The 23656-nt window shown below is 41.5% G+C and carries 19 protein-coding genes; 9 read left to right on the top strand and 10 right to left on the bottom strand.

Going from position 1 to position 23656, the window contains the following annotated elements:
• Window positions 1-89: 89 nt before the first annotated feature.
• Complete coding sequence (locus BWD47_RS04775; RefSeq protein ID WP_075593678.1) at window positions 90-1937, top strand: ABC transporter ATP-binding protein; 1848 nt, start codon at window positions 90-92, stop codon at window positions 1935-1937.
• Between the two features lie 116 nt (window positions 1938-2053).
• Here BWD47_RS04775 and BWD47_RS04770 read toward each other — a convergent pair whose 3' ends face one another.
• The gene (locus BWD47_RS04770; RefSeq protein ID WP_036968147.1) at window positions 2054-2470 is read right to left on the bottom strand and encodes an MAPEG family protein; all 417 of its coding nucleotides are present in this window, start codon (window positions 2468-2470) and stop codon (window positions 2054-2056) included.
• Between the two features lie 1110 nt (window positions 2471-3580).
• Here BWD47_RS04770 and BWD47_RS04765 point away from each other — a divergent pair.
• A complete protein-coding gene (locus tag BWD47_RS04765; RefSeq protein ID WP_075593526.1) occupies window positions 3581-4780 on the top strand; it encodes an Nramp family divalent metal transporter in 1200 nt (399 codons plus the stop codon).
• A 130-nt stretch (window positions 4781-4910) separates the two neighbouring features.
• On the opposite strand, the gene serS is transcribed toward BWD47_RS04765, so the two are convergent.
• The 6 genes from serS to lrp form a co-directional block, all read right to left on the bottom strand.
• Entirely contained in the window at window positions 4911-6215 is a 1305-nt protein-coding gene (gene serS, locus BWD47_RS04760; protein ID WP_036968138.1) for a serine--tRNA ligase, read from the bottom strand.
• An 8-nt stretch (window positions 6216-6223) separates the two neighbouring features.
• Window positions 6224-6610, bottom strand: coding sequence for a fluoride efflux transporter CrcB (gene crcB / locus BWD47_RS04755; protein ID WP_074989576.1), 387 nt, complete (start codon window positions 6608-6610; stop codon window positions 6224-6226).
• Window positions 6603-7940 (bottom strand): replication-associated recombination protein A, encoded by a 1338-nt coding sequence (locus tag BWD47_RS04750; protein WP_036968135.1) that lies wholly within the window; start codon window positions 7938-7940, stop codon window positions 6603-6605. The genes crcB and BWD47_RS04750 overlap by 8 nt, the downstream gene beginning before the upstream one ends.
• A 3-nt stretch (window positions 7941-7943) precedes the next feature.
• Window positions 7944-8570 carry an outer membrane lipoprotein chaperone LolA gene (lolA, locus tag BWD47_RS04745; protein WP_075593525.1) on the bottom strand — a complete coding sequence of 209 codons (627 nt, stop codon included), beginning with the start codon at window positions 8568-8570 and terminating at the stop codon, window positions 7944-7946.
• The gene (locus tag BWD47_RS04740; RefSeq protein WP_036968127.1) at window positions 8570-11062 is read right to left on the bottom strand and encodes a DNA translocase FtsK; all 2493 of its coding nucleotides are present in this window, start codon (window positions 11060-11062) and stop codon (window positions 8570-8572) included. Before BWD47_RS04740 ends, lolA begins: the two co-directional genes overlap by 1 nt.
• Before the next feature lie 141 nt (window positions 11063-11203).
• Complete coding sequence (gene lrp / locus BWD47_RS04735) at window positions 11204-11683, bottom strand: leucine-responsive transcriptional regulator Lrp (RefSeq protein ID WP_036968123.1); 480 nt, start codon at window positions 11681-11683, stop codon at window positions 11204-11206.
• Between the two features lie 142 nt (window positions 11684-11825).
• Here lrp and ald point away from each other — a divergent pair, with 142 nt between their 5' ends.
• Window positions 11826-12947: an alanine dehydrogenase gene (gene ald, locus BWD47_RS04730; RefSeq protein WP_036968120.1), complete on the top strand. Its 1122-nt coding sequence runs from the start codon at window positions 11826-11828 to the stop codon at window positions 12945-12947.
• An 84-nt stretch (window positions 12948-13031) separates the two neighbouring features.
• Here ald and pssA read toward each other — a convergent pair whose 3' ends face one another.
• Entirely contained in the window at window positions 13032-14357 is a 1326-nt protein-coding gene (pssA, locus tag BWD47_RS04725) for a CDP-diacylglycerol--serine O-phosphatidyltransferase (protein ID WP_036968117.1), read from the bottom strand.
• A 288-nt stretch (window positions 14358-14645) separates the two neighbouring features.
• Here pssA and trxB point away from each other — a divergent pair, with 288 nt between their 5' ends.
• The 4 genes from trxB to infA all read left to right on the top strand — a co-directional run bounded on the left by trxB (window position 14646) and on the right by infA (window position 17424).
• Window positions 14646-15596 (top strand): thioredoxin-disulfide reductase, encoded by a 951-nt coding sequence (gene trxB / locus BWD47_RS04720; protein ID WP_036968114.1) that lies wholly within the window; start codon window positions 14646-14648, stop codon window positions 15594-15596.
• A gap of 105 nt (window positions 15597-15701) precedes the next feature.
• The gene (aat, locus tag BWD47_RS04715) at window positions 15702-16418 is read left to right on the top strand and encodes a leucyl/phenylalanyl-tRNA--protein transferase (RefSeq protein WP_036968111.1); all 717 of its coding nucleotides are present in this window, start codon (window positions 15702-15704) and stop codon (window positions 16416-16418) included.
• Window positions 16411-17115 (top strand): arginyltransferase, encoded by a 705-nt coding sequence (locus BWD47_RS04710; protein ID WP_036968108.1) that lies wholly within the window; start codon window positions 16411-16413, stop codon window positions 17113-17115. Before aat ends, BWD47_RS04710 begins: the two co-directional genes overlap by 8 nt.
• Window positions 17116-17205: 90 nt before the next feature.
• Window positions 17206-17424 (top strand): translation initiation factor IF-1, encoded by a 219-nt coding sequence (infA, locus tag BWD47_RS04705; protein ID WP_002962494.1) that lies wholly within the window; start codon window positions 17206-17208, stop codon window positions 17422-17424.
• Between the two features lie 174 nt (window positions 17425-17598).
• Here infA and clpA read toward each other — a convergent pair whose 3' ends face one another.
• On the bottom strand, window positions 17599-19863 hold the full coding sequence (clpA, locus tag BWD47_RS04700) for an ATP-dependent Clp protease ATP-binding subunit ClpA (RefSeq protein WP_036968105.1): 2265 nt from the start codon (window positions 19861-19863) through the stop codon (window positions 17599-17601).
• 70 nt (window positions 19864-19933) lie between these two features.
• Window positions 19934-20242, bottom strand: a complete 309-nt coding sequence (gene clpS, locus BWD47_RS04695; protein WP_174403847.1) for an ATP-dependent Clp protease adapter ClpS — start codon at window positions 20240-20242, stop codon at window positions 19934-19936.
• A gap of 209 nt (window positions 20243-20451) precedes the next feature.
• Here clpS and cspD point away from each other — a divergent pair, with 209 nt between their 5' ends.
• Together cspD and BWD47_RS04685 are read left to right on the top strand one after the other, a co-directional pair.
• A complete protein-coding gene (gene cspD, locus BWD47_RS04690; protein ID WP_036968098.1) occupies window positions 20452-20667 on the top strand; it encodes a cold shock domain-containing protein CspD in 216 nt (71 codons plus the stop codon).
• A gap of 560 nt (window positions 20668-21227) precedes the next feature.
• On the top strand, window positions 21228-23450 hold the full coding sequence (locus BWD47_RS04685) for an NADP-dependent isocitrate dehydrogenase (protein ID WP_065978459.1): 2223 nt from the start codon (window positions 21228-21230) through the stop codon (window positions 23448-23450).
• Window positions 23451-23656: the final 206 nt, after the last annotated feature.

Raw genomic sequence — 23656 nt, 5'->3', positions numbered from 1 at the left:
TTTTAAACGTTATTTTTATCGTAAATGCTCTGCTAAAAAGCCAGCTCAATGATATAGTACCACTACTTAATTTTATAAAAGCGTCGCTTATGTATCGTATATTTGAACGGATGACCAATCCATTTCCTAAAGAAAAGCCTTCTCAGCCGCCCAATAGTTTGTTTGCTTTTTGCCGCCATTATACGCGAGGCATGGAGCTGTCATTATTCTTTATGTCATTAAGTGCAGCTGCATTAGCTATTTTAGAGGTTTCTCTTTTTAGTTACATGGGTCAGTTAGTTGACTGGCTAGGCCAATACACACCAGAGACTTTATTTGTTGAGCAAAAATCTGAGTTGATCAGAATGGCTGTGATACTGCTTGTTGTGTTGCCTATTGTGGTGTTTTTTCACTCTGCGGTTTTACACCAAGCACTCCTAGGTAACTACCCAATGTCTATACGTTGGTTAGCTCACCGCTACTTACTTCGGCAAAGTATCAGTTTTTATCAAAATGAGTTTGCGGGCCGCATTGCGACTAAAGTAATGCAAACCTCTCTTGCAGTTCGCGAGGCCGTGATGAAGCTGCTCGATGTTTTGATGTACATTGTGGTGTATTTTGGCGCGATGGTATTTTTAGTCGCAGAATCTGACTGGCGTTTAATGATCCCACTATTAGTTTGGTTACTATTATATGCCGCCATTCAACTGTACTTTGTTCCTAAGCTAAAGCGTGTTGCCAGCTCTCAAGCTGATGCACGCTCAGAAATGACAGGCCGTGTAGTCGATAGTTACACCAACATTTCAACAATCAAATTGTTCTCTTATACTCAGCGAGAAGAGCAATACGCCAAAGACAGCATGGATGTGTTTTTACAACCTGTTTATAAGCAAATGCGTTTAGTGACGAGCCTTAACTTTTCGATCAATACCTTAAATTATTTACTGGTCTTTAGTATTGCTGCCTTATCTTTATACCTGTGGTCGATTAGCGCTATTTCTGTTGGTGCAATCGCTATTGCTGTCAGTCTTTCATTGCGATTAAACGGGATGGCACAGTGGATCATGTGGGAAATTAGCAGCCTATTTGAAAACATTGGCACGGTTGCCGATGGTATGAAGACTTTATCGGCGCCTATCGAGGTTGACGATCAACCCAACGCGTCAACGCTTGCAGTATCGAAAGGTGCAATCAGCTTTGAAAACGTGCAGTTTAATTATGGTAAAGCAGCAAATGAAACGCACCGTGGCCCCGTTATTAATGGTTTAAATTTAAACATTAAAGCAGGTGAGAAAATTGGCCTAGTTGGCCGCTCAGGTGCCGGTAAATCAACGTTGGTTAATTTGCTTCTTCGCTTTTACGATGTTGATTCCGGAAATATCACCATTGATAACCAAAATATTGCTACGGTAAGCCAAGAGAGCTTACGTAAACACATCGCAATGGTGACGCAAGACACATCACTACTGCATCGCTCTGTAAAAGATAACATCTTATATGGTAGACCTGATGCAACAGAAGATGAAATGTTAGCCGCAGCAAAACAAGCAAAAGCGCTTGAGTTTATCGAAGATTTAGAAGACAGCAAAGGCAATAAAGGGTTTGCTGCTCAAGTGGGTGAACGAGGTGTCAAACTATCTGGGGGACAGCGCCAGCGAATCGCCATTGCACGCGTACTACTCAAAGATGCACCTATTCTCATTTTAGACGAAGCAACCAGTGCGCTTGACTCCGAGGTCGAAGCCGCTATACAGACCAGCCTTGATGATTTAATGACGGGTAAAACGGTCATCGCAATTGCCCATCGCTTATCAACCATTGCGCAAATGGACAGACTCATCGTGCTGGATGAAGGCGGTGTTGTTGAACAAGGCAGCCATGAACAATTAATAGCGCAAGGCGGTATTTATGCTGCCTTATGGTCTCATCAAACCGGTGGTTTTATAGGTGTTGAGTAGTAAATCGCGTATTTAAACGCTTAATCGCAGAGGCATTGATAATTCATTCAATGCCTCTTTTTTTTCGCTAATGTGGTTTAAAAACAAAGCACATTAGGCTTAAAAAATGATGACCACTACACTAAACGTAACCCTATTAATACCACGAGGGCTATATTGGCAATCGCTGCAATCAAAAAGAAATAGCTGCGCGGGCTTGGGTTCTTTTCTGTTGCAATAGCGTAATACAGCAGCATGTGAATAATCCTTGCTATCACATACACCCAGATACACAGAGCGAATACATTACTATTCACATTTAGAAAAAAACCTAAAAATACCGCACCTAAAAACAACGGGCTATTTTCTAAACTATTCATAAACGTGCGATGCGCACGAAATACAAAGCTTTCATGACCCAAAGATGCGTTAAACTTACCAGGTACGGCACCGGGTTGTTTTGCCTTAACAACCGCAGCCACACCCCATTGAACAATAAGCATGATTAAGTAAACATAGACAGCAAAATAAGCAGACAAGGTTAATTCAGGCATTGTTAATTCCTTTTGTTAAAATAAGACGAATTCTTTTAACCTTGCAAAAAGCCAACCAATTTAACCCACTGATTTTTAATGAGATTAATTTTTTAAATCTTAAAGCTGCATAATTAGTACGGACTGTGTATAAATTTTACAATGTGTGTGCCACATGCAATATACGCTTATTTCCCGCGACCACTTCATTAAGTGCCCTACCTTATTAAGTGGCCTAAAACATAAAGTGCCCTAGCATTGCCATAAAAACACTGATAACCCGCTGTTTCATTTATTCAAGGCGCGAACATTTCTTATCAAGACTGTTTAAAGAGTATTTTGCTTTCTCGAAGAGCTAAATAAAGTAAAATCAGACATATCATTTGTTGTCGATAAAATGCCCCAGCTCCTGCGATGTACCACCGCGGGCCGAGCGCGCTTTGCTGCTGTTATGAATGACCAACAGGCTGGCTACTTGCTGCCTATGTCACCAAGCGGATGCGCTGTATACTATTATACGCTTGTCAGCGGTCACTGAATTGAAAAGTCCGATATTAGTAGTGCACCGTAAGCTTTGCTTGTGCTGCAACTCGGGCAATCACTGTTGCTTTGCCGTCTTTAGAGATTGAACCCAGTTTACAATGTGTTGTTGGTGACATTAAAGTTCTGTTCTTTAGTTGCAAAACCAAATGACTGTGCGTAATTAACATGACCAGGGAATGCGCTGAACACGCTTTGATAAAGTTAACTCACTCAACGTTCACTGCCATTTATCTCACTGCGCTAAATAAATGTGTATGACGTAATACCGCAAACAGCGTCGCAAAATAAACAAGAATATTTTTTATTGTGCTCATTTTTACTATATTGATTTAAGAACGTTAAAACACTATAAAAGAGTAAATAAATTCATTCAAATAATCATAATTAAGTATGCTAACTATCAATTTACTTGCACTTTTGAAGTAGTTTTCGTTTTGCCCCCTCAAATCTCACCGTTTTTACTTTACCCTCAGAACCACACATTATATCGTGAGCATTTACAGACAGCACTTCTCACACGGTGGCTTTGCTGCCTAGCGATGAGTTGATTAGCTAAAATTCACTATTCTAATAATAAAAAGGTTTTACATGCGTTTAGGACCCGGACTTCTTGTCACTGCTGCCTTTATAGGCCCAGGCACCATTACCACCGCAAGCGTTGCAGGGGCAAACTTTGGTTTTGCTTTAATTTGGACACTCTTATTTTCGGTTATTGCCACTATTTTGCTGCAATCTATGGCTGCTAGACTCGGTGTTACAACGGGACAAGACTTAGCAACTGCACTGAGAACAACCATCAAAACGCCTGTGTTTAAGTTATTAGCCGCGTTTTTGGTGATCAGCGCAATAGGGATTGGCAGTGCAGCCTATGAAGCAGGCAACCTCTCTGGAGCAAGCCTGGGTTTACAAGAAATATTGCCCTCGTTTAACCCTTTGATTTGGACACCTTTGATTGCAATTTTAAGTGCCGTGCTGTTGTATACCGCAAAGCATAAAGTAATTGAAGGTGCATTGATCGTTTTAGTTGTGCTGATGAGCTTGGTCTTTATTTCGACATTAATAATGGCTGCGCCGCCCTTAACTCTCGTTTTAAAGGGCTTTATACCAAGTTTACCTGATAACTCCATTACCACGGTATTAGCCTTAATCGGCACCACCATTGTTCCTTATAATCTGTTTTTACATTCAGGCGTTCTTGCCCAAAAACATGACAAAAATAAAGATATTGAAAAGGTAATTAAAGAAACGAATGTAGATACCAGTATATCAATAACCCTAGGCGGTATTATTACCTTAGCAATTTTATCAACAGCTTCCGTGGCGTTTTATGGCACCGACGCGGGTAAAATTTCTGCAGCCAATATGGCCGTACAATTAGAGCCTTTGTTGGGTGGAATGGCCCACTACTTTTTTGCTATTGGCTTATGTGCTGCGGGCCTCACCAGTGCAATAACGGCTCCTCTAGCGGGTGCATATGCCGTGTGTGGTATGTTGGGTTGGTCAACAAAAATGAGTCATACACGCTTTAAAGGTGTGGCAATTATTATCCTAGCGTTTGGTGCGGTTGTGGCGTCTCTCGGACTTGACCCTGTTGCTGTGATCATCTTTGCGCAAGCAGCCAATGGCTTACTCCTGCCGATTGTGACTTGCTACCTTGTTTGGTTGGTGAATCAAAAATCAATTATGGGAGAATACACTAACTCTGTTTTTGTTAATGTTGTTGTTTTCCCTGTCTTGTTACTCATTTTTAGTTTAAGTATTTATAAATTATTCAGTTTGATTTTCTAAAGTGATTGTGCGAAATGGTAAAATCAAAGCCATTTATACAGATTAGTCGTCTATACCAGCGCAATATTACTTAATCAAAAGCCGCATGGTTTCCCTATGCGGCATTTTTAACTTATTAGGCTAATAAAACTTATTTAATAACCTCTAAGCCTCCCATGTATGGGCGCAATACCTCTGGCACAACAATTGAGCCGTCAGCTTGTTGATAGTTTTCTAAAATGGCAACCAATGTACGACCTACAGCCAAACCTGAACCATTAAGTGTATGCAGTAGTTCTGGTTTTTTCTCACCTTGACGACGGAAACGCGCTTGCATGCGACGTGCTTGGAAATCAACCATGTTTGAACACGATGAAATTTCACGATAGGTATTTTGTGCAGGTAACCATACTTCTAAATCGTAAGTTTTCGCGGCACCAAAGCCCATATCGCCGGTACAAAGAATCACTTTACGGTAAGGAAGCTCTAATGCTTGTAAGATTTGCTCTGCGTGACCTGTTAGCTCTTCTAGCGCTTGCATTGAGTCTTCTGGTTTTACTAGCTGTACTAATTCAACTTTGTCGAATTGGTGCTGACGGATAAGACCACGTGTATCACGACCATAGCTGCCGGCCTCACTGCGGAAACATGGCGTATGCGCGGTTAAACGAATTGGCAAGTCACTTTCGTCATAAATTTCATCGCGGGCACAGTTCGTAAGGGGTACTTCAGCTGTTGGAATTAAGCTAAAACCAGGTTGTTGTTGACCTTCGTCATCCACTAAACCTAACGTGTGGAATAAATCACCGGCGAACTTAGGCAGTTGGCTTGTACCGTACAAACTTGCGCTATTAACAAGGTAAGGTACGTACATTTCTGTGTAACCGTTTTTATCGGTGTGCGTATCAAGCATGAATTGAGTTAATGCACGGTGCATACGCGCAACTTGGCCACGCATCACAGTAAAACGTGCACCACTGATCTTCACGCCCATTTCAAAATCAAGACCCTTTACGTCTTGACCCACATCAACGTGATCTTTTACTTCAAAGTCAAATGATTTTGGTGTACCCCACGTTGATATTTCAACGTTTTGCTCTTCATCTTCACCAACAGGAACTGACTCATCTGGTAAGTTTGGAATGGCAAGGGCAATTTGCTTAAGCTCTTCAAGCACTGCGTCTTGTTCTGCTTTTACGCTGTCTAGTTCATCCCCAAGGGTACTGACCGAATCAAGCAAAGCTTGTGCTTTATCGTGCTCGCCTTTGGCTTTAGCTTGGCCGATAGCTTTGGAACTTGCGTTACGTTCGCTTTGAAGTTCTTGCGTTTTTACTTGTAATGTTTTGCGTTTTTCTTCAAGTGCAGTCACTGCATCGATATCAAGTTCAAAGCCGCGTGTTGCTAAACGCGCAGCCGCTTGTTCAATATCTTGACGTAAATATTTAGAATCTAACATGTTAGTTTTTAACCTTTTTGCATTACCAGCTGAAGGCCCAGCCAAGCCATAAATATACACACCACCACGTTTAAGGTGATATTGAGGGCCATTTTAAAAAAGTGACCTTGTTGCAACAGCAACAACGAATCCATTGAGAATGTTGAAAAGGTGGTCAATGCACCTAAAAAGCCAATACCAATTAAGGTCTTAGCAGGGCTAACAGCGATTATTTCTTTTTCAATCAAGCCGTATAAAATGCCCATTAACAATGAACCAAGAATATTAACTGTCAACGTGCCAAAAGGGAATCCCCTACCCAGCAGTTTTAGCATTGTTTCGCTAAGAAAATAGCGTAAGCAAGCGCCTGATGCGCCACCCAATGCAATCATCATGTAAAGTTTTAAACTATTCATAACGTTTAATATCACTTTGCTCATTTCGCTGCGTTAAATAATCCAGCTTTTGTTTTATTTTTTGCTCAAGCCCGCGATCCGTAGGAAAGTAATACTGCCTATCGCTAATAGCTTCAGGAAAATATTTTTCGCCTGCGGCAAATGCGCCTTCTTCGTTATGCGCATAACGATACTCAGCACCATAGCCCAAATCTTTCATTAGGCTGGTAGGTGCATTACGCAGGTGCTCTGGTACAGGGTAACTAGGTTCATTTTGCGCATCGTGCTTGGCCTGATTAAAAGCCATATACACAGCATTGCTCTTAGGCGCACTGGCTAAATAGAGCGTGGCTTGCGCTATGGCACGTTCACCTTCACTTGGCCCCACTCGCTGATAAATATCCCATGCATTGAGTGCAACTTCCATAGCGCGAGGGTCTGCATTGCCGATATCTTCTGTCGCGATGGCTAATAAACGTCTTGCAACATATAACGGGTCGCCACCCCCCGCTAAAATACGGCAATACCAATATAAAGCACCATCGGGTGAGCTGCCTCGTACAGACTTATGAAACGCAGAGATTAGATCGTAAAACTCATCGCCCCCTTTGTCATATTTCGCTAAATGCGTTGGCAGCACTTGACTTAAAACATGCTGATCAATTAGGTAATTACCTTGTTTTTCAGTGGTTAAATCAACGGCTTGTTCAAGTAAATTGAGTACTTTACGGGCATCACCGTCGCTGGCTTGGCAAAGTGCCTGCTTCGCGTTATCAGCAATGACGATGTTTTTTTCACTTAGCTCTACATCATCACGTAATGCGCGCTCAATCACATTGTGTAAATCGGTTTGCTCTAACGCTTTAAGTACATAAACACGTGCCCGTGAAAGTATGGCGTTATTGAGTGCAAACGAAGGATTCTCTGTGGTGGCGCCAACAAAAATAAACGTGCCGTCTTCTATGTGAGGCAAGAAGGCATCTTGTTGTGATTTATTAAAACGGTGTACTTCGTCGACAAATAATAACGTACGCTGACCTCGCCCAGCAAGGTTAGCTTTGGCTTCATTGACTGCTTCACGGATGTCTTTTACGCCAGCAGTGACAGCAGACATTTGAATAAGACTTGCATCTGCATGATTAGCAATAATTTGCGCAAGAGTGGTTTTGCCAACCCCCGGCGGGCCCCACAAAATCAGGCTGTGGCAGCGCCCAGCTAAAATTGCTTGGTATAGCGGTTTATCAGGGCTTAAAAGATGTTGCTGACCAATGTAGTCATTCAATGTTTCAGGTCGCATGCGCGCCGCAAGTGGGCGCACATCAGGACCAAAATTAAATCCTAGATTACTCAAGCCCTATTCACCTTGGCTTTGATCATCAACTTCAACACCTTCAGGAATGATAAATTCAAAGGTCGTCGTAGCCAATGGTTGATTAACCTGAGCATCTTTAAAGGTAAATAACGATTGCTGACCAGAGGTATCCATCACGGTCAATGAAGATAAAGCCTGTTTATCATCACTGAATGCAATATCAAGTTGCTCAACTTGGCTTTCTATGCCTTTATTTGGTGTAACACTAAAGCCTGTATCGGTGGCCAATACTTGGTATTTAGCCCACTGCTCAGGGTCTTTTGATGTAAGTAGCACAAACGGGGTTGAATCTATCAGACTATGGGTATTCATAATGGTAACTTGCTCAGCGAAGCTATCAAAATAATAGGTTTTTTCACCGTTAGAAACAAATAACGTTTCATCTGGGCTTTGCTGTTGCCAGCGAATCATCATAGGTTGCTGAAGCGCAATATTGCCCTCACCTTGCATAATGGCTTCGCCCTGTGCATCGGTTACTTTTTGTATAAATTGCGCTTTAAAACTGTTAATTGCGTCAAGTTTCTGTTGCAATGCTTGGCTGTCGTCAGCACGACTCTGACCGCTTAATAAACACCCTACTATTAGGGTTAACACTGTAATTTTTTTCATTAATTTGCTCCACCATTGGGCACTAATACTTCTCGGGCACCATTATGACCTGGCGCACTGACAATGCCTGACGTTTCCATTTGTTCCACTAAACGTGCTGCGCGGTTATAACCAACGCGAAGCTTACGTTGTACACTCGATACCGACACTTTGCCGGTTTCTATCACAAATGATACTGCTTCATCGTAAAGCGGATCTGACTCTTCATCACCGTCTTCACTGGTTTCTCCTGGTAGTAAAATTTCTTCTGTGGCATCACCATTTAAAATTTCATCAATGTAATTTGGTTTGCCCCGTTTCTTCCAATCGTCGACCACGGCATGAACTTCATGATCATCAACAAATGCACCGTGAACACGCACAGGCACGCTGGTGCCAGGCGGTAAGTAAAGCATATCACCCATACCCAGTAAGTTTTCAGCACCTTGTTGGTCTAAAATGGTGCGCGAGTCAATCTTACTTGATACTTGGAACGCCATACGCGTTGGAATATTCGCTTTAATTAAACCCGTTATAACATCAACCGACGGGCGCTGTGTTGCAAGCACTAAGTGAATACCTGCTGCACGGGCTTTTTGTGCAATACGTGCAATTAGCTCTTCTACTTTTTTACCGACAATCATCATCATGTCAGCAAATTCATCAATCACCACGACAATACTAGGCAGTTTACCCAGCTCTTCAGGGCCATCAGCCATGCCGTCAGTGTCTTTAAAAAGTGGATCAAGGATCGGTTGACCGGCCTCTTTCGCATCCAATACTTTTTGGTTGTAACCTTTTAAGTTACGCACACCCAGTGCCGACATAAGCTTATAACGACGCTCCATTTCCCCCACACACCAACGCAGTGCATTAGCCGCTTCTTTCATGTCTGTGACCACTTCACACAATAAATGCGGAATACCTTCGTACACAGAAAGTTCAAGCATTTTAGGGTCTATCATAATCATACGTACGTCATCAGGCCCTGATTTGTACAGTAAGCTTAATATCATTACATTAACGCCCACTGACTTACCTGAACCAGTGGTACCAGCGACAAGTAAATGAGGCATTTTACCCAAGTCAGCACACACAGGCTCACCGGCAATATCTTTTCCTAATACCATGGTTAATGGTGATGGGTTTGACTCAAACTTAGGGGCATTGATTACTTCGCTTAAACGCACGATTTCGCGGTGTTTATTCGGCAACTCAATACCTACATAGGTTTTACCCGGAATAACCTCAACAACACGCACACTGACAGCAGACAGCGAGCGCGCTAAATCTTTTGCAAGACCGGTGATTTTCGCCACTTTAATACCCGGTGCTAAATCGAGTTCAAAACGCGTAACAACAGGGCCTGGGTATACGCCGACAACCGTGGCTTGAATATTAAAATCAAGCAATTTAGTTTCAACTAAACGTGAAATGCCATCAAGCTCTTCTTGCGATAATGGGTTCTTCGCTTTATCTGGGCGGTCTAACAGCTCAAGCGACGGTAACGGGGTTGCTGGCGGTTGCTCTTCTAATAAGGCCTCAAATTTTTCTTTTGCAGTAGGAGGTGGCTGATACGCAGGCTTTGCCTTTGGCATTGGGCGTGCAGGAGAGACAACCGTTGTCGTTGGCTTTTCAGGTTCAACAACGGGGCTTTGATCAAGCGCATTGAGAGCTGATACAGTGTCAAACGATTCATCATCAAGCGCACTAAAACCGATTTCTTGATCTAAAATATCGTCAAGTTCATCAAAACCATTAAATTCAGACTCTGTTTTTTTAGCTGGTTTTGCAGCCGCTTTTTCTTGAGCAGGTTGGTTTACATCGGGTTCGGTAAAACCAATTGAAGGCTCACTATCAGGCTCGACAAAATTCGCATCGGGTTCTGATGAAAGAACAGCTTTATTTGCGTCTTTTTCGCGTTGAAGCCAGGCCGACAAGTGCTTGCGTGTAAAATAAAAGGCACGCATTACCCAATCACCTAAGAAGTCAACAAATTGCACCCATGACACACCCGTTAAAAGCGTTAAGCCTGCGAAAAAGAAACACAGTAATAAAATAGATGTGCCAGTAAAATTAAAGGTCGGCATCATCGCCGAGGCAATAACGTCCCCTACTACCCCGCCCGATGAAAAATTATAAATATCGTCAAAATTGATGCTGCTAATCGCGGTTGCAGAGGTAATAAATAAAGCAAAACCAATGATTCTTAAAGCCAGCGTGGTGTAATCAAGTTGGAATATGCGATGGGGCTGCTTAAATAATAAGTAACCAAATAACTGAATAGCCGCTGGCACCAAATAGGCAAGCCAGCCAAATGTAAGCAATAAGATATCTGCTATCCACGCACCTGCTGTGCCGGTAATATTCTTTACATTAACAAATTCACCGGTTTGCGACCATGATGGGTCGGCAGGATCAAAACTGATTAATGCACATAAAATAAATACTGCAGCAAAGGTGCTGATAATTAGCCCAGTCTCTAACAGTCTTTGAACACCATTTAGGCGCATAGCTCCCTATTCCTTATTATTCTTTACTCATCGATTAGCAGTGAAATACCTTAGCAGGAAATGCCGTTTGTTGCACTTTATCTTAACCATGATGGACTGATAATGAACAAGTTTTTGTTACTCTTTGTTTATTTTAACAGTTTATGCAATATAAGGACGAATAATCACCCCTTGCTCACCTTTTACTTCTTCCATCACGACGTAGGTACGGCTCTCACTTACATTAGGTAACTTAAGTAAGATATCACCCAGTACGTTACGGTATTCTGACATGTCATTAACGCGGGTCTTCAATAAAAAGTCGAAATTACCCGAAACAAGGTGACACTCAATTATTTCATCGTGCTTTTTTACCGCCGCATTAAATTCTTCAAATACATCAGGTGAGGTTTTCGTAATCGTGACCTCAACGTACACCGACAACCCCTGACCCAATTTTGCAGGATCAACAACTGCTTTGTACCCGAGTATGTAGCCTTCTCTTTCAAGCTTCTTTACACGCTCTAAACACGGGGTCGCACTTAAGCCTACACGCCTTGCTAACTCTACGTTAGAGAGCCTTCCATCAAGCTGTAATTCCATTAAAATTTTTCGGTCTATTCTGTCAAGTAATTGATGCATACGCCAAACCAGAGCTTTACACTGTTAAAATATATTTTTTAGATTATATCACTACAAATGAACTTAAAAAAGGTGAGACACACTGCCATGTCATGAATATAATAGTCGAAAATTTTATCCCGTTCTATTAAGGCGAAAAACTATGATTATTGGTGTACCAAAAGAAATTAAAAACCATGAATACCGTGTAGGTATGGTTCCTGCGAGTGTTCGTGAACTAGTAAACCATGGCCACCAAGTGTTCGTTGAAACTGATGCAGGTATGGGCATTGGCTTCACTAACGAAGATTATATTGCAGCAGGCGCTGAAATTTTACCTACCCCAGCTGACGTTTTTGCTAAAGCTGAAATGATCGTAAAAGTAAAAGAGCCACAAGCGGTTGAGCGTGCAATGTTACGCGAAGACCAAATTCTATTTACTTACCTTCACCTAGCACCCGATCTTCCACAAACTGAAGACCTTGTTAAAAGTGGCGCAATCTGTATCGCTTACGAAACAGTAACAGACGCTCGTGGCGGTTTACCACTTCTAGCACCGATGAGTGAAGTTGCTGGTCGTATGTCAATCCAAGCTGGTGCACAAGCGCTAGAAAAGTCGAACCACGGCCGTGGTATGTTACTTGGTGGTGTACCAGGTGTTGAGCCAGCTAAAGTTGTTGTTATCGGCGGCGGCATGGTTGGTCGTAGTGCAGCACAAATGGCAGTTGGCCTAGGTGCAGATGTGGTTGTTTTAGACCGTAACATCGATGTATTACGTGCACTAGACGCTCAGTTTGGTAACAAAGTGAAAGCGATTTACTCAACCGCTGATGCGCTAGAGAAACACGTACTAGAAGCTGACCTTGTGATCGGTGGCGTACTAATCCCAGGTGCTGCAGCGCCTAAATTAGTGACAGCTGAACACATTAAAGCAATGAAGCCTGGTTCTGCAATCGTTGACGTTGCAATCGACCAAGGTGGTTGTATCGCGACTTCAAAAGCGACGACACACGCTGATCCTACTTACATTGTTGATGACGTTGTTCACTACTGTGTTGCAAACATGCCAGGTGCTGTTCCACGTACTTCTACGTTCGCACTTAATAACGCAACATTACCGTTTATCATCAACCTTGCTAACAAAGGCTATAAGAAAGCGCTTCTTGACGATGCACACTTCTTAAAAGGCTTAAACGTGATTAAAGGCCAAGTTACTTACAAAGAAGTAGCTGAAGCATTCAACATGGAATATGTTGACCCACGTACAGCAGTTGAAAATGCTTAATTAGCATTGTGAAACAAAAAAGCAGCGATATCGCTGCTTTTTTTTCGTCTCAAAAACACAAGACTCTGTTTATCTGGTTGATAGTTAGATAAATCGTTTGATTATAAAATCAACTTTCACACGTTTGGCCTGACCCAGTAATTTTTTTACAGGCGCTGGGTAGTCATCCATCGTTTCTAAATCTTGCGGGCCTGATAAGCGTCGGCAATGAGTTAATATCGCCTGCTTTTCTTGCTCTATTTGCTTTAGTATATGCTGCTGCGGATCGTCAATTAAAATACCATTTTCAATATCAAGCCCCCATGCACGCGGATTTAAATTATGCCCGCTTAACAGATGCAAACGCTTGTCAGAGCAAATTCCTTTTAAATGGAATGAGTTGCTCTCGTGTTTCCACAGATAAACGTTAAGGTTACCATTGGCGATATGACGCTTTTGCGATTTTAAAAATTTATACAAAATGGTTTCGTATAAATATGGCAGCGCACCAATTTTACTAAACGGCTCAGATGGCGGTAAGTAAAAGTCGTTTGCTGTTTTATCTCCCACCACAATGGTCACGTTTTTACCTTGTTTTAAAAGGCGACGTAACGAGCGCATCAACGGTGCAGGGAAATTAAAATACGGCGTGTAAAGAATGAGTTCGTGCTCTGTTGTATCAAATAATGATTTGATTAAGCGGTTTAGCTTATTGCTACGCCGACCTAAACCCAAAAACAAACGCACCCCTAACTCACCTGCACTTGCCTCAGCCGCACTGTCATAACTTGCTGATTTTAGATCTCTCATTAATTGCTTTTGAGCAACTTTGATATCATTGAATTGAGTTAACGGACGCGTATCAATGCGTGGAACAGCTGCAGAGCTCAATAAATGTGTGTTAATAAATTCGATGACCGAATTACACAAGCCTGCTTGGTGAACTAAAAAATAACGGTCAAGACGATAACGATCATCCTGTTGTAAATAAACATTATTTAAGCTCGCACCGCTGTAAAGTAAGGTGTCGTCAATTACGAAGCCTTTTAAATGTAATACCCCAAAAAGCTCTTTCGCTTTTACAGGTACACCATACACTTTAACGTTTGACTGATATTTTTCTTGAAAATCACAATACATGCTGGCATTGCCATCAGACTTGGCAGCACCAATTAAGCCCCGTTGAGCACGATGAAAGTCTACTAACACGTTTACTTCCAACTCAGGATTCGCTAAAGACGCCTCATGTAAGGCTGTTAAAACCTCTTGACCTGCTTCATCGTCTTGCAAATATAAAGCAGTAATATAAATTCTTTTCGTCGCCGAACGAATTAGACGCAATAGTTCAGTGCGATACTCTCTCGCATTGGTTAAGACTTGGACGTCTTCTGTAGTCAGCCCAAATGCGGGCTTTTCCTGCCAAAATACCATAATTGCCTGTTCGTTTATCTAGCCTAAAGTCTAAGCTAATATCAAAATTAGCTAAAACATACCAAAAAAATATTGCTTGGTCATGAATTAACGCACTTTGCTACGCTAATACTTCACTATAAGCTCGTTTTATAAGCAAAAAGAGGCATTTAAATTTTATTAAGTAAGGATTATTTGACAGCTTCGCGATTTACTTAAAAAAATAATCCGCCCTTTTGTTTACTTCCGCCTTGTTTTTCTTAGAATCGGGCGCATAGACATCGTATCAAAACGTTTTTAGGAAAAACCATGAGTGACGCAAAACACTGTAAATTACTAATTTTAGGTTCTGGCCCTGCTGGCTACACTGCTGCTGTATATGCTGCACGTGCAAACCTTAACCCTGTTCTTATTACGGGTATTCAACAAGGTGGTCAATTAACAACGACAACTGAAGTTGAAAACTGGCCGGGTGATGCTCACGGCCTAACAGGCCCAGCATTAATGGAACGTATGAAAGAACACGCTGAACGTTTTGAAACTGAAATTGTGTTCGACCACATTAACAAAGTAGATGTATCTAAGCGTCCTTTCACTCTAACAGGTGATTCTGGTACGTATACGTGTGATGCACTTATTATTGCAACAGGCGCATCAGCTAAATACTTAGGCTTAGAGTCTGAAACAAACTTCCAAGGTCGAGGTGTTTCAGCCTGTGCAACGTGCGATGGTTTCTTTTATCGTGGCCAAAAGGTTGCTGTTGTAGGCGGTGGTAATACGGCTGTTGAAGAAGCGTTATATTTATCAAATATTGCAGCAGAAGTTCACGTGGTTCATCGCCGTGATAGCTTCCGCAGTGAAAAAATCTTAGCAGACCGCCTTAAAGAAAAAGCTGAAAATGGTAATGTTGTTTTACACTATAACCGTACCCTAGACGAAGTATTAGGTGATGAAATGGGTGTAACCGGTATTCGCATTAAAGCCACGGATTCTGATGAGACTGAGAATTTAGATCTTGCCGGTGTATTCATTGCGATTGGTCATAAGCCAAACACGGATATGTTTGCAGGTCAGCTTGAAATGAAAGATGGCTACTTAGTGGTTGAATCTGGCTTAAACGGTAACGCAACACAAACAAGCGTACCGGGTGTTTTTGCTGCGGGTGATGTATGTGACCATATTTATCGCCAAGCCATCACATCAGCCGGTACAGGCTGTATGGCAGCACTTGATGCAGAGCGCTTCCTAGACAATCTGTAACCAGCGATTTAAAACACCTTTTTAAAATACCAAGGGGCTATACAGCCCCTTTTTTTAGGCAAAAATTTTGCTAAAATTATCAAAAATAATAATGAATCCGCTGCAATGACAAAGCAAATTTATCAACTCCCTGAATCAGGTGTTGATTTCCCCAACCCTGAGCATGCCCTTGACGAGCCTGATGGCCTTTTAGCAATTGGCGGTGGGTTATCTGTTGCGCGCTTAAAGAACGCCTATCAATCCGGTATATTCCCTTGGTTTAGTGATTATGAGCCGATTATGTGGTGGTCACCTAGCCTGCGAGGCATCATTGAACTTGACGAGTTTCATGTTAGTCGTAGCTTAAAAAAATATTTAAAGCGCTCTGCGTTTCGCGTCACGATTAATCATGCTTTTTCTCACGTGATTTCAGCTTGCCGTGAACAACGCTTAGACGCAGAAGGTACGTGGATCACTGAGCAAATGATGGATGCTTACATTCAAGCCCATCAACAAGGTCTTGCACACAGTGTCGAGATTTGGCATGACAATGAGTTAGTCGCCGGTCTCTATGGCATTATGCAACATGGCGTATTTTGTGGAGAGTCGATGTTTCACCAAGTATCAAACGGCTCAAAACTAGCGATGTGGGCACTCGTTAACTGGCTAAAGAAACACAATGCTCATTTTATTGATTGTCAGTTAGAGAACCCTTATTTGCTAACTTTAGGTGCAAAAGTTATCCCACGTAGTGAATTTTTAACTAGACTTAAGTTAGCAAAAAACTATGTTCCCACAGCAGACATGTGGCAACCACAAGAGTTGATAAATATTTATGACTGAGCATTTACCCGCTAGGCTTGGTTTGAGCCAGCAATTTGATTGCAGTTATTTACCGGATCGCCAAGAGCAGCTCCTCGTTATATTGGACCCAAGTTGCTATTGCCCTGATAAATTTGAACAATTGTTAGCATTGGGGTTTAGGCGCAGTGGTGACCAAATATATCGTCCTCACTGCCCTGTTTGTAACGCCTGTAATTCAGTGCGTGTCTTAGCGCAACAATTTACGCCTTCTAAATCACAAAAACGTAAACTAAACAAAGCAGACAAACTTTTTACGGTTAGTTACAGTGAATATGAACGCGCAGAATATTACCCTCTTTATTGCAAGTACATTACGCAACGACATCAAGATGGCTCTATGTTTCCGCCTGATCAGAACCAATATGAAAGCTTTTTATTTTGCCAATGGTTGCCTGTGACATTTATTGAACTGCGAGAAGGTGACAAGCTCGTTGCTGTAGCAGTCACCGACTGCATGCACAATGCAGTTTCCGCAATTTACACATTTTTTGATCCCGATTATGAGAAGTACAGCATTGGTAGTATCATGATCATGCAGCAAATTAAGTTTGCTAAACAACAAGCAAAACAATTTGTCTATTTGGGCTATCAAATCGACGAATGTGACAAAATGAAATACAAAACCCAATTTTTGCCCGCAGAAAAGCATCTTGGCGATCACTGGTTGGCGATTTAATTTACAAATTTGAGCCCTGTAGCTTTACTTATTGCTGTATTTTCGGCAAAATCTGCAGCGTTTAACTATTAAAGAGGTGTTACGCTAAACATGGCGAAAGAAGACGTAATCGAAATGCAAGGTACGGTCCTTGATACTTTACCAAATACAATGTTCCGAGTTGAGCTAGAAAATGGTCACGTAGTTGTGGCTCATATCTCTGGAAAAATGCGCAAAAACTATATCCGCATCTTAACTGGCGACAAAGTAACCGTAGAAATGACTCCTTACGATTTATCGAAAGGTCGCATCGTATTCCGTGCTCGCTAAGTTAGTGCGATAACGAGAGATTTAGCTTTTTGCTGCTTTGAATGGGCAGGTGTGTTTATTACAAAGAGCTAAAAGCGTTTATTAAATGGTGTTCAAACTACCCTAGTTTCAATTCCATTTAATAAACAAAAAGCCCAGCATTAGCTGGGCTTTTTGTTTTCTGCCTTTTAAACCTTACGCTGTTTCGAGGTTTGTTTCATATTCAAAGTGAATTTTCTTGTCCTTAACCGACACTTTCACTGAACCACCCGCGGCCAGCTCACCAAATAGAATTTCATTGGCCAACGGCTTTTTAAGCTCGTCTTGAATCACACGCGCCATTGGCCGTGCGCCCATTGCTTTGTCATAACCTTTATCAGCCAACCATTCACGTGCTTTAGATGTCAGTTCAAGATTAACAGACTTCTTATCTAGCTGAGCTTGAAGCTCAACAATGAATTTATCAACAACCTGCAAAATAACGTCTTTTTCAAGGTGATTAAACCAAATAATGTTATCTAAGCGGTTTCTAAATTCAGGTGAAAAGACCTTGTTAATCTCAGTCATGGCATCGTGAGAATGATCTTGCTCTGTAAAGCCTATCGATTTACGCACAGTCTCTTGTACACCGGCGTTGGTTGTCATTACCACTACCACATTTCTAAAGTCGGCTTTACGGCCGTTATTATCCGTTAAGGTGCCGTGATCCATCACTTGTAATAAAATGTTGTAGATATCTGGATGCGCTTTTTCAATTTCATCAAGCAACACCACCGCGTGTGGGTTTTTGATAACGGCTTCGGTTAATAAACCACCTTGCTCAAAGCCAACATAGCCTGGAGGCGCACCAATCAAACGGCTTACTGCGTGACGTTCAACGTATTCAGACATATCAAAGCGAATAAACTCAACCCCCATGCACTTAGCTAACTGCTTAGTGACCTCTGTTTTACCAACACCCGTTGGGCCTGCAAATAAGAACGACCCCACAGGTTTATCTTCATTTGCGAGTCCAGAGCGAGATAAACGAATAGCCGATGTTAATGCATCAATTGATTGATCTTGACCAAATACAAGCATCTTCAAGTTACGATCAAGGTTCTTTAATGTTTCTTTATCACTTGAAGAAACGCTTTGCTGTGGTATACGCGCCATTTTTGACACAATTAACTCGATATCAGCTACACCAATGGTTTTTTTGCGTTTTGATATCGGTTGTAGGCGCTGATTTGCACCGGCTTCGTCAATCACATCAATCGCTTTGTCAGGTAAATGACGCTCATTAATGTATTTTGCGCTCAGCTCAGCAGCTGCCTTAAGGGCTTTTTGCGTGTAACGAATACCATGATGCTCTTCGTAACGCTCTTTTAAGCCATTGAGGATTTTCGTTGTATCAGCCACACTTGGTTCAAGTACATCAATTTTTTGGAAACGACGTACCAGAGCACGGTCTTTCTCAAAAATATTTTTATACTCGTTGTAAGTGGTCGAGCCCATACAACGTAATTTACCACTTGAAAGTAACGGCTTAATTAAGTTAGACGCATCCATTACACCACCAGACGCAGCACCCGCACCAATAATGGTATGTATCTCATCGATAAATAAAATTGAATGCGGTTTAGCTTGCAGCTCTTTTAGTAACGATTTAAAACGTTTTTCAAAGTCGCCGCGGTATTTTGTACCGGCTAATAATGCGCCCATATCAAGTGAATAAACAACCGCATCGGCTATTACATCAGGCACTTCGTTTTTCACAATACGATAAGCAAGGCCTTCAGCAATGGCTGTTTTACCTACCCCGGCTTCACCAACCAACAATGGATTATTTTTCTTACGACGGCATAATACTTGTACCGTACGCTCGACTTCATTATCACGGCCAACAAGCGGATCGATATTTCCTTCAATCGCTTGCTGATTGAGGTTTGTTGTAAAGTTTTCAAGTTTAGTCGGCTCTTCGCCTTGCACCTCTTGTACTTCTTCATGAATATCATCATGGTCATCGCCACCGATATCATCATCGGCTTTCGAAATACCATGCGAAATGAAGTTAACGATGTCTAAACGATTTACATCCGCTTTTTTAAGTAAATAAACAGCTTGGCTTTCTTGTTCAGAGAAAATAGCCACAAGTACATTTACGCCTGTTACTTCGTTCTTACCTGACGATTGCACATGAAACACCGCGCGTTGAAGCACACGTTGAAAACCCAATGTAGGCTGTGTTTCTCTGTCTTCTTCTAAGTCAGGAATAACCGGCGTTGTTTCGTCGATAAAATCTGATAACTCAACTTTTAACGCGCTCATATCTACACCACAGGCGTTAAGCGCTTCTCCAGCAGAAGGGTTATCGAGCAGCGCGAGTAAAAGATGCTCGACGGTCATAAATTCATGTCGGCGCGTTCTTGCTTCGCGAAACGCCGCATTCAAGGTTAGTTCTAAGTCTTTGTTTAGCATTGGCAACCCCTTACTGAGATAATATTTATATACCGTTGTGATGGGCTAAATGTTCACCCTACCTTGGTATTTATTCCTGCTCACAACTACATAGCAGTGGATGCTCGTTGTCTCGTGCGTAACGATTAACTTGCTCAACTTTAGTGTAAGCAACATCGGCGCTATAAATGCCGCATATTGCTTTACCATTATGATGAACTTGAAGCATCACATCTGTTGCTCTATCGCTATCCATATTAAAAAACGTCATTAGTACTTCTATCACAAAGTCCATTGGCGTGTAATCATCATTATTTAAAATGACCTTATATTTTCGCGGTGGTTGCAGTTTTTGCTTTTCACTATCGCGAACCGTTTCAATAACACCAGAATCTTTCATACCACTCATAATTAAATATAGTCTTGTCTTTAGAACTCAAGCAAACTTGAATAAAAAAATAAATAAATTGTTAAAAAATAGTTCAAAACACTTGACTGACTGCCTAAATAAACTACAGTCAATTATAGATTGATTAAACCTTAGTCAGTCTAGCAAATTACACGGTTTAGAATAACTAAATTAGTCAACTTATAGAAGGATGTAGAAGTATGGCTTGTGGTAAAGTCAAATGGTTCAACAATGCCAAAGGTTTTGGTTTCATCGTAGAAGACGGTAGCGAGACTGATATATTCGCTCATTACTCAACGATTGTAATGGACGGTTATAAAACACTTAAAGCTGGTCAAGATGTAACATTCGAATTGCAACAAGGTCCAAAAGGGTTACACGCAACGAATATTGCGCCTAACGATGAAATTTCTTAGGTATTACCTATTCGAGTATCAAGCGAGCGACCTTGTTAAGTTCCTCGCTTACTCTCTTCCCACTAATATATCTCATATTTATCCTTGAAATTCCTTTTCTTCATCCCAATTGTTTAATTGTTATTAGCCCTTTAGAGCCAAGCTTGTTACACTCTTGTTGCTTAAATTTAGCTTTTTCGTCATTTTGACCTAAGGCTTATGGCTAATTTCATTTTATGCCTGTTTAGGCTATAAGAATTTTACAGTCTGTCAGCTGTGGTTATTTTGATACCCCGTATTAAGTTGCAACAGCTAACAGACTGATTGCTATGATACCAATTCAGTTAATTAAATGAGCGATATTGAGGAAAATCTTGCCGATAACTCAGCAAAAGTCGTTATTTAGTGATTCTAAATAAGCGCTGCAATGCTGTTAGGTGCGGTTTATTCTCGAATAAAGCAAATGTTATGGCGAGTTGGTATTATTTGATAGCAATATAATTGCATTGTTGAATATGGCTAATTAAGGGTGGCTGCTTGCAGTAACTGCCAAACATTACGCCAACTATCTAGGAATGATGATGACATCAAAAATTATCTACACTAAAACAGATGAAGCGCCAGCACTGGCAACGTATTCATTGTTACCAATCATCCAGGCGTATACTAACGCGGCAGGTGTTGAAGTTGAAACTCGCGACATTTCATTAGCAGGTCGTGTAATTGCTAACTTCCCTGAGTACCTTACAGAAGAGCAACGTATTGATGATGCACTTGCTGAACTAGGCCAAATGGCTAAAACGCCTGAAGCAAATATTATCAAGCTTCCTAATATCAGTGCGTCGGTTCCACAGCTACGCGCTGTAATCAAAGAGCTACAAGAAAAAGGTTACGCACTACCTGACTACCCATCAGAGCCAAAAACTGATGAAGAGCAAAAAATTAAAGCGACTTACGACAAAATCAAAGGCAGTGCTGTAAACCCTGTACTTCGTGAAGGTAACTCTGACCGTCGTGCACCTAGCTCTGTAAAAGAGTATGCTCGTAATAACCCACATTCAATGGGTGCTTGGAGCAAAGATTCTGAGTCGTATGTTGCAAGTATGGAAGAAGGTGATTTCTTTGGTTCTGAGCAATCAGTGACTGTTGCAGAAGCGACTGATGTGCGTATTGAGCACGTTGCAGAAAATGGCGACGTTACAGTACTTAAAGCAAGCACACCGCTTCTAGCAGGCGAAGTGATTGACGCATCTCGTCTAAGCGTTGCAAAATTACAAGATTTCTTAGCGAAAGAAATTCAGACTGCTAAAGAAAAAGGTGTATTGTTCTCACTACACATGAAAGCAACGATGATGAAGGTATCTGACCCAATCATCTTTGGTCATGCAGTAAAAGTATTCTTTAAAGATGTATTTACCAAACACGCTGACCTTTTCAAAGAGTTAGATGTTGATGTGAATAACGGTTTTGGTGACGTATTTGCTAAAATCGAAAAACTAGATGCTGCTAAAAAAGCTGAAATCGAAGCCGATATCCAAGCTGTTTATGACAACAACCCTGCTATCGCGATGGTTGACTCAGACCGTGGTATTACTAATCTTCACGTACCAAGCGATGTGATCATTGATGCATCAATGCCTGCTGCAATCCGTTCAAGCGGTCAAATGTGGAACAGCGAAGGTAAATTACAAGACACAAGTTTTGTTATTCCAGATCGTTGTTATTCTGGTGTTTACCAAGCAACTATTGATTTCTGTAAAGAAAATGGTGCATTCGATCCTACAACCATGGGTAGCGTACCTAACGTAGGCCTTATGGCACAAAAAGCGGAAGAATACGGCTCACACGATAAAACGTTTGAAGTATCAGCAGCAGGTACTGTTCGCGTGGTAGATACAAACGGCACAACATTACTTGAGCACGCTGTTGAGCAAGGTGACATCTGGCGTATGTGTCAGGTAAAAGATGCACCAATTCAAGATTGGGTTAAACTTGCTGTTAATCGTGCTCGCGCAACAAATACACCCGCGGTATTCTGGTTAGATGAAAATCGTGCGCACGATGCCGAGCTAATCAAAAAAGTAAATGCGTATTTACCACATCACGATACTGATGGTTTAGATATCCGTATTTTAGCACCCCTTGAAGCGACTAAGTTCTCACTTGAGCGTATTAAAGAAGGTAAAGATACGATTTCTGTAACAGGTAACGTACTGCGTGATTACCTAACTGACTTATTCCCTATTCTTGAGCTAGGTACAAGCGCTAAAATGCTGTCAATCGTACCACTTATGAATGGTGGTGGTTTATTCGAAACGGGTGCGGGTGGTTCTGCTCCTAAGCATGTACAGCAATTCGAAAAAGAAAACCACTTACGTTGGGATTCTCTGGGTGAGTTTTTAGCACTTGCGGCTTCTTTAGAGCACTTAAGCGTTAATACTGGTAATAAGAAAGCACAAGTACTTGCTGATACGCTAGATAAAGCAACAGGTACTTTCCTTGCTGAAAACAAATCACCTTCACGTAAAGTGAAAGAGATTGATAACCGTGGTTCTCACTTCTTCTTAGCATTATTCTGGGCACAAGAACTTGCTGCTCAAAACGATGACGCTGAGTTAAAAGCACAGTTCACGCAAATCGCTTCTGACCTTGAATCACAAAAAGAGCAAATCGTTACTGAGTTGAACGATGCACAAGGTCAAGCAATGAATGTAGGTGGTTATTACCAACCAAATGACGATGCGGCATTTAAAGCAATGCGTCCAAGCACAACATTCAATGACATTTTAGCTAAATTAGTTTAATTGTTATTGAAATCTGTTAAAAAAGCGCTCATTGAGCGCTTTTTTTATGAATGCGATAATACCAATCCGCAATACGACTTAATTATTTTGAGTGATTAAACCCGTCGCTACCTGCGTTAAAAATGTCTAATTTACGACAGCATGGATGCAGGAGATAGAGCAATGCAGGAGCAATTGCCGAGAACAACTAGCTAACGACATTTTTG

It is taken from the genome of Pseudoalteromonas sp. PAB 2.2 (assembly GCF_001938575.1).
In the GTDB taxonomy this organism is placed as follows: Bacteria; Pseudomonadota; Gammaproteobacteria; order Enterobacterales; family Alteromonadaceae; genus Pseudoalteromonas; species Pseudoalteromonas lipolytica.
This window is presented reverse-complemented; position numbering and strand designations above follow the sequence as displayed.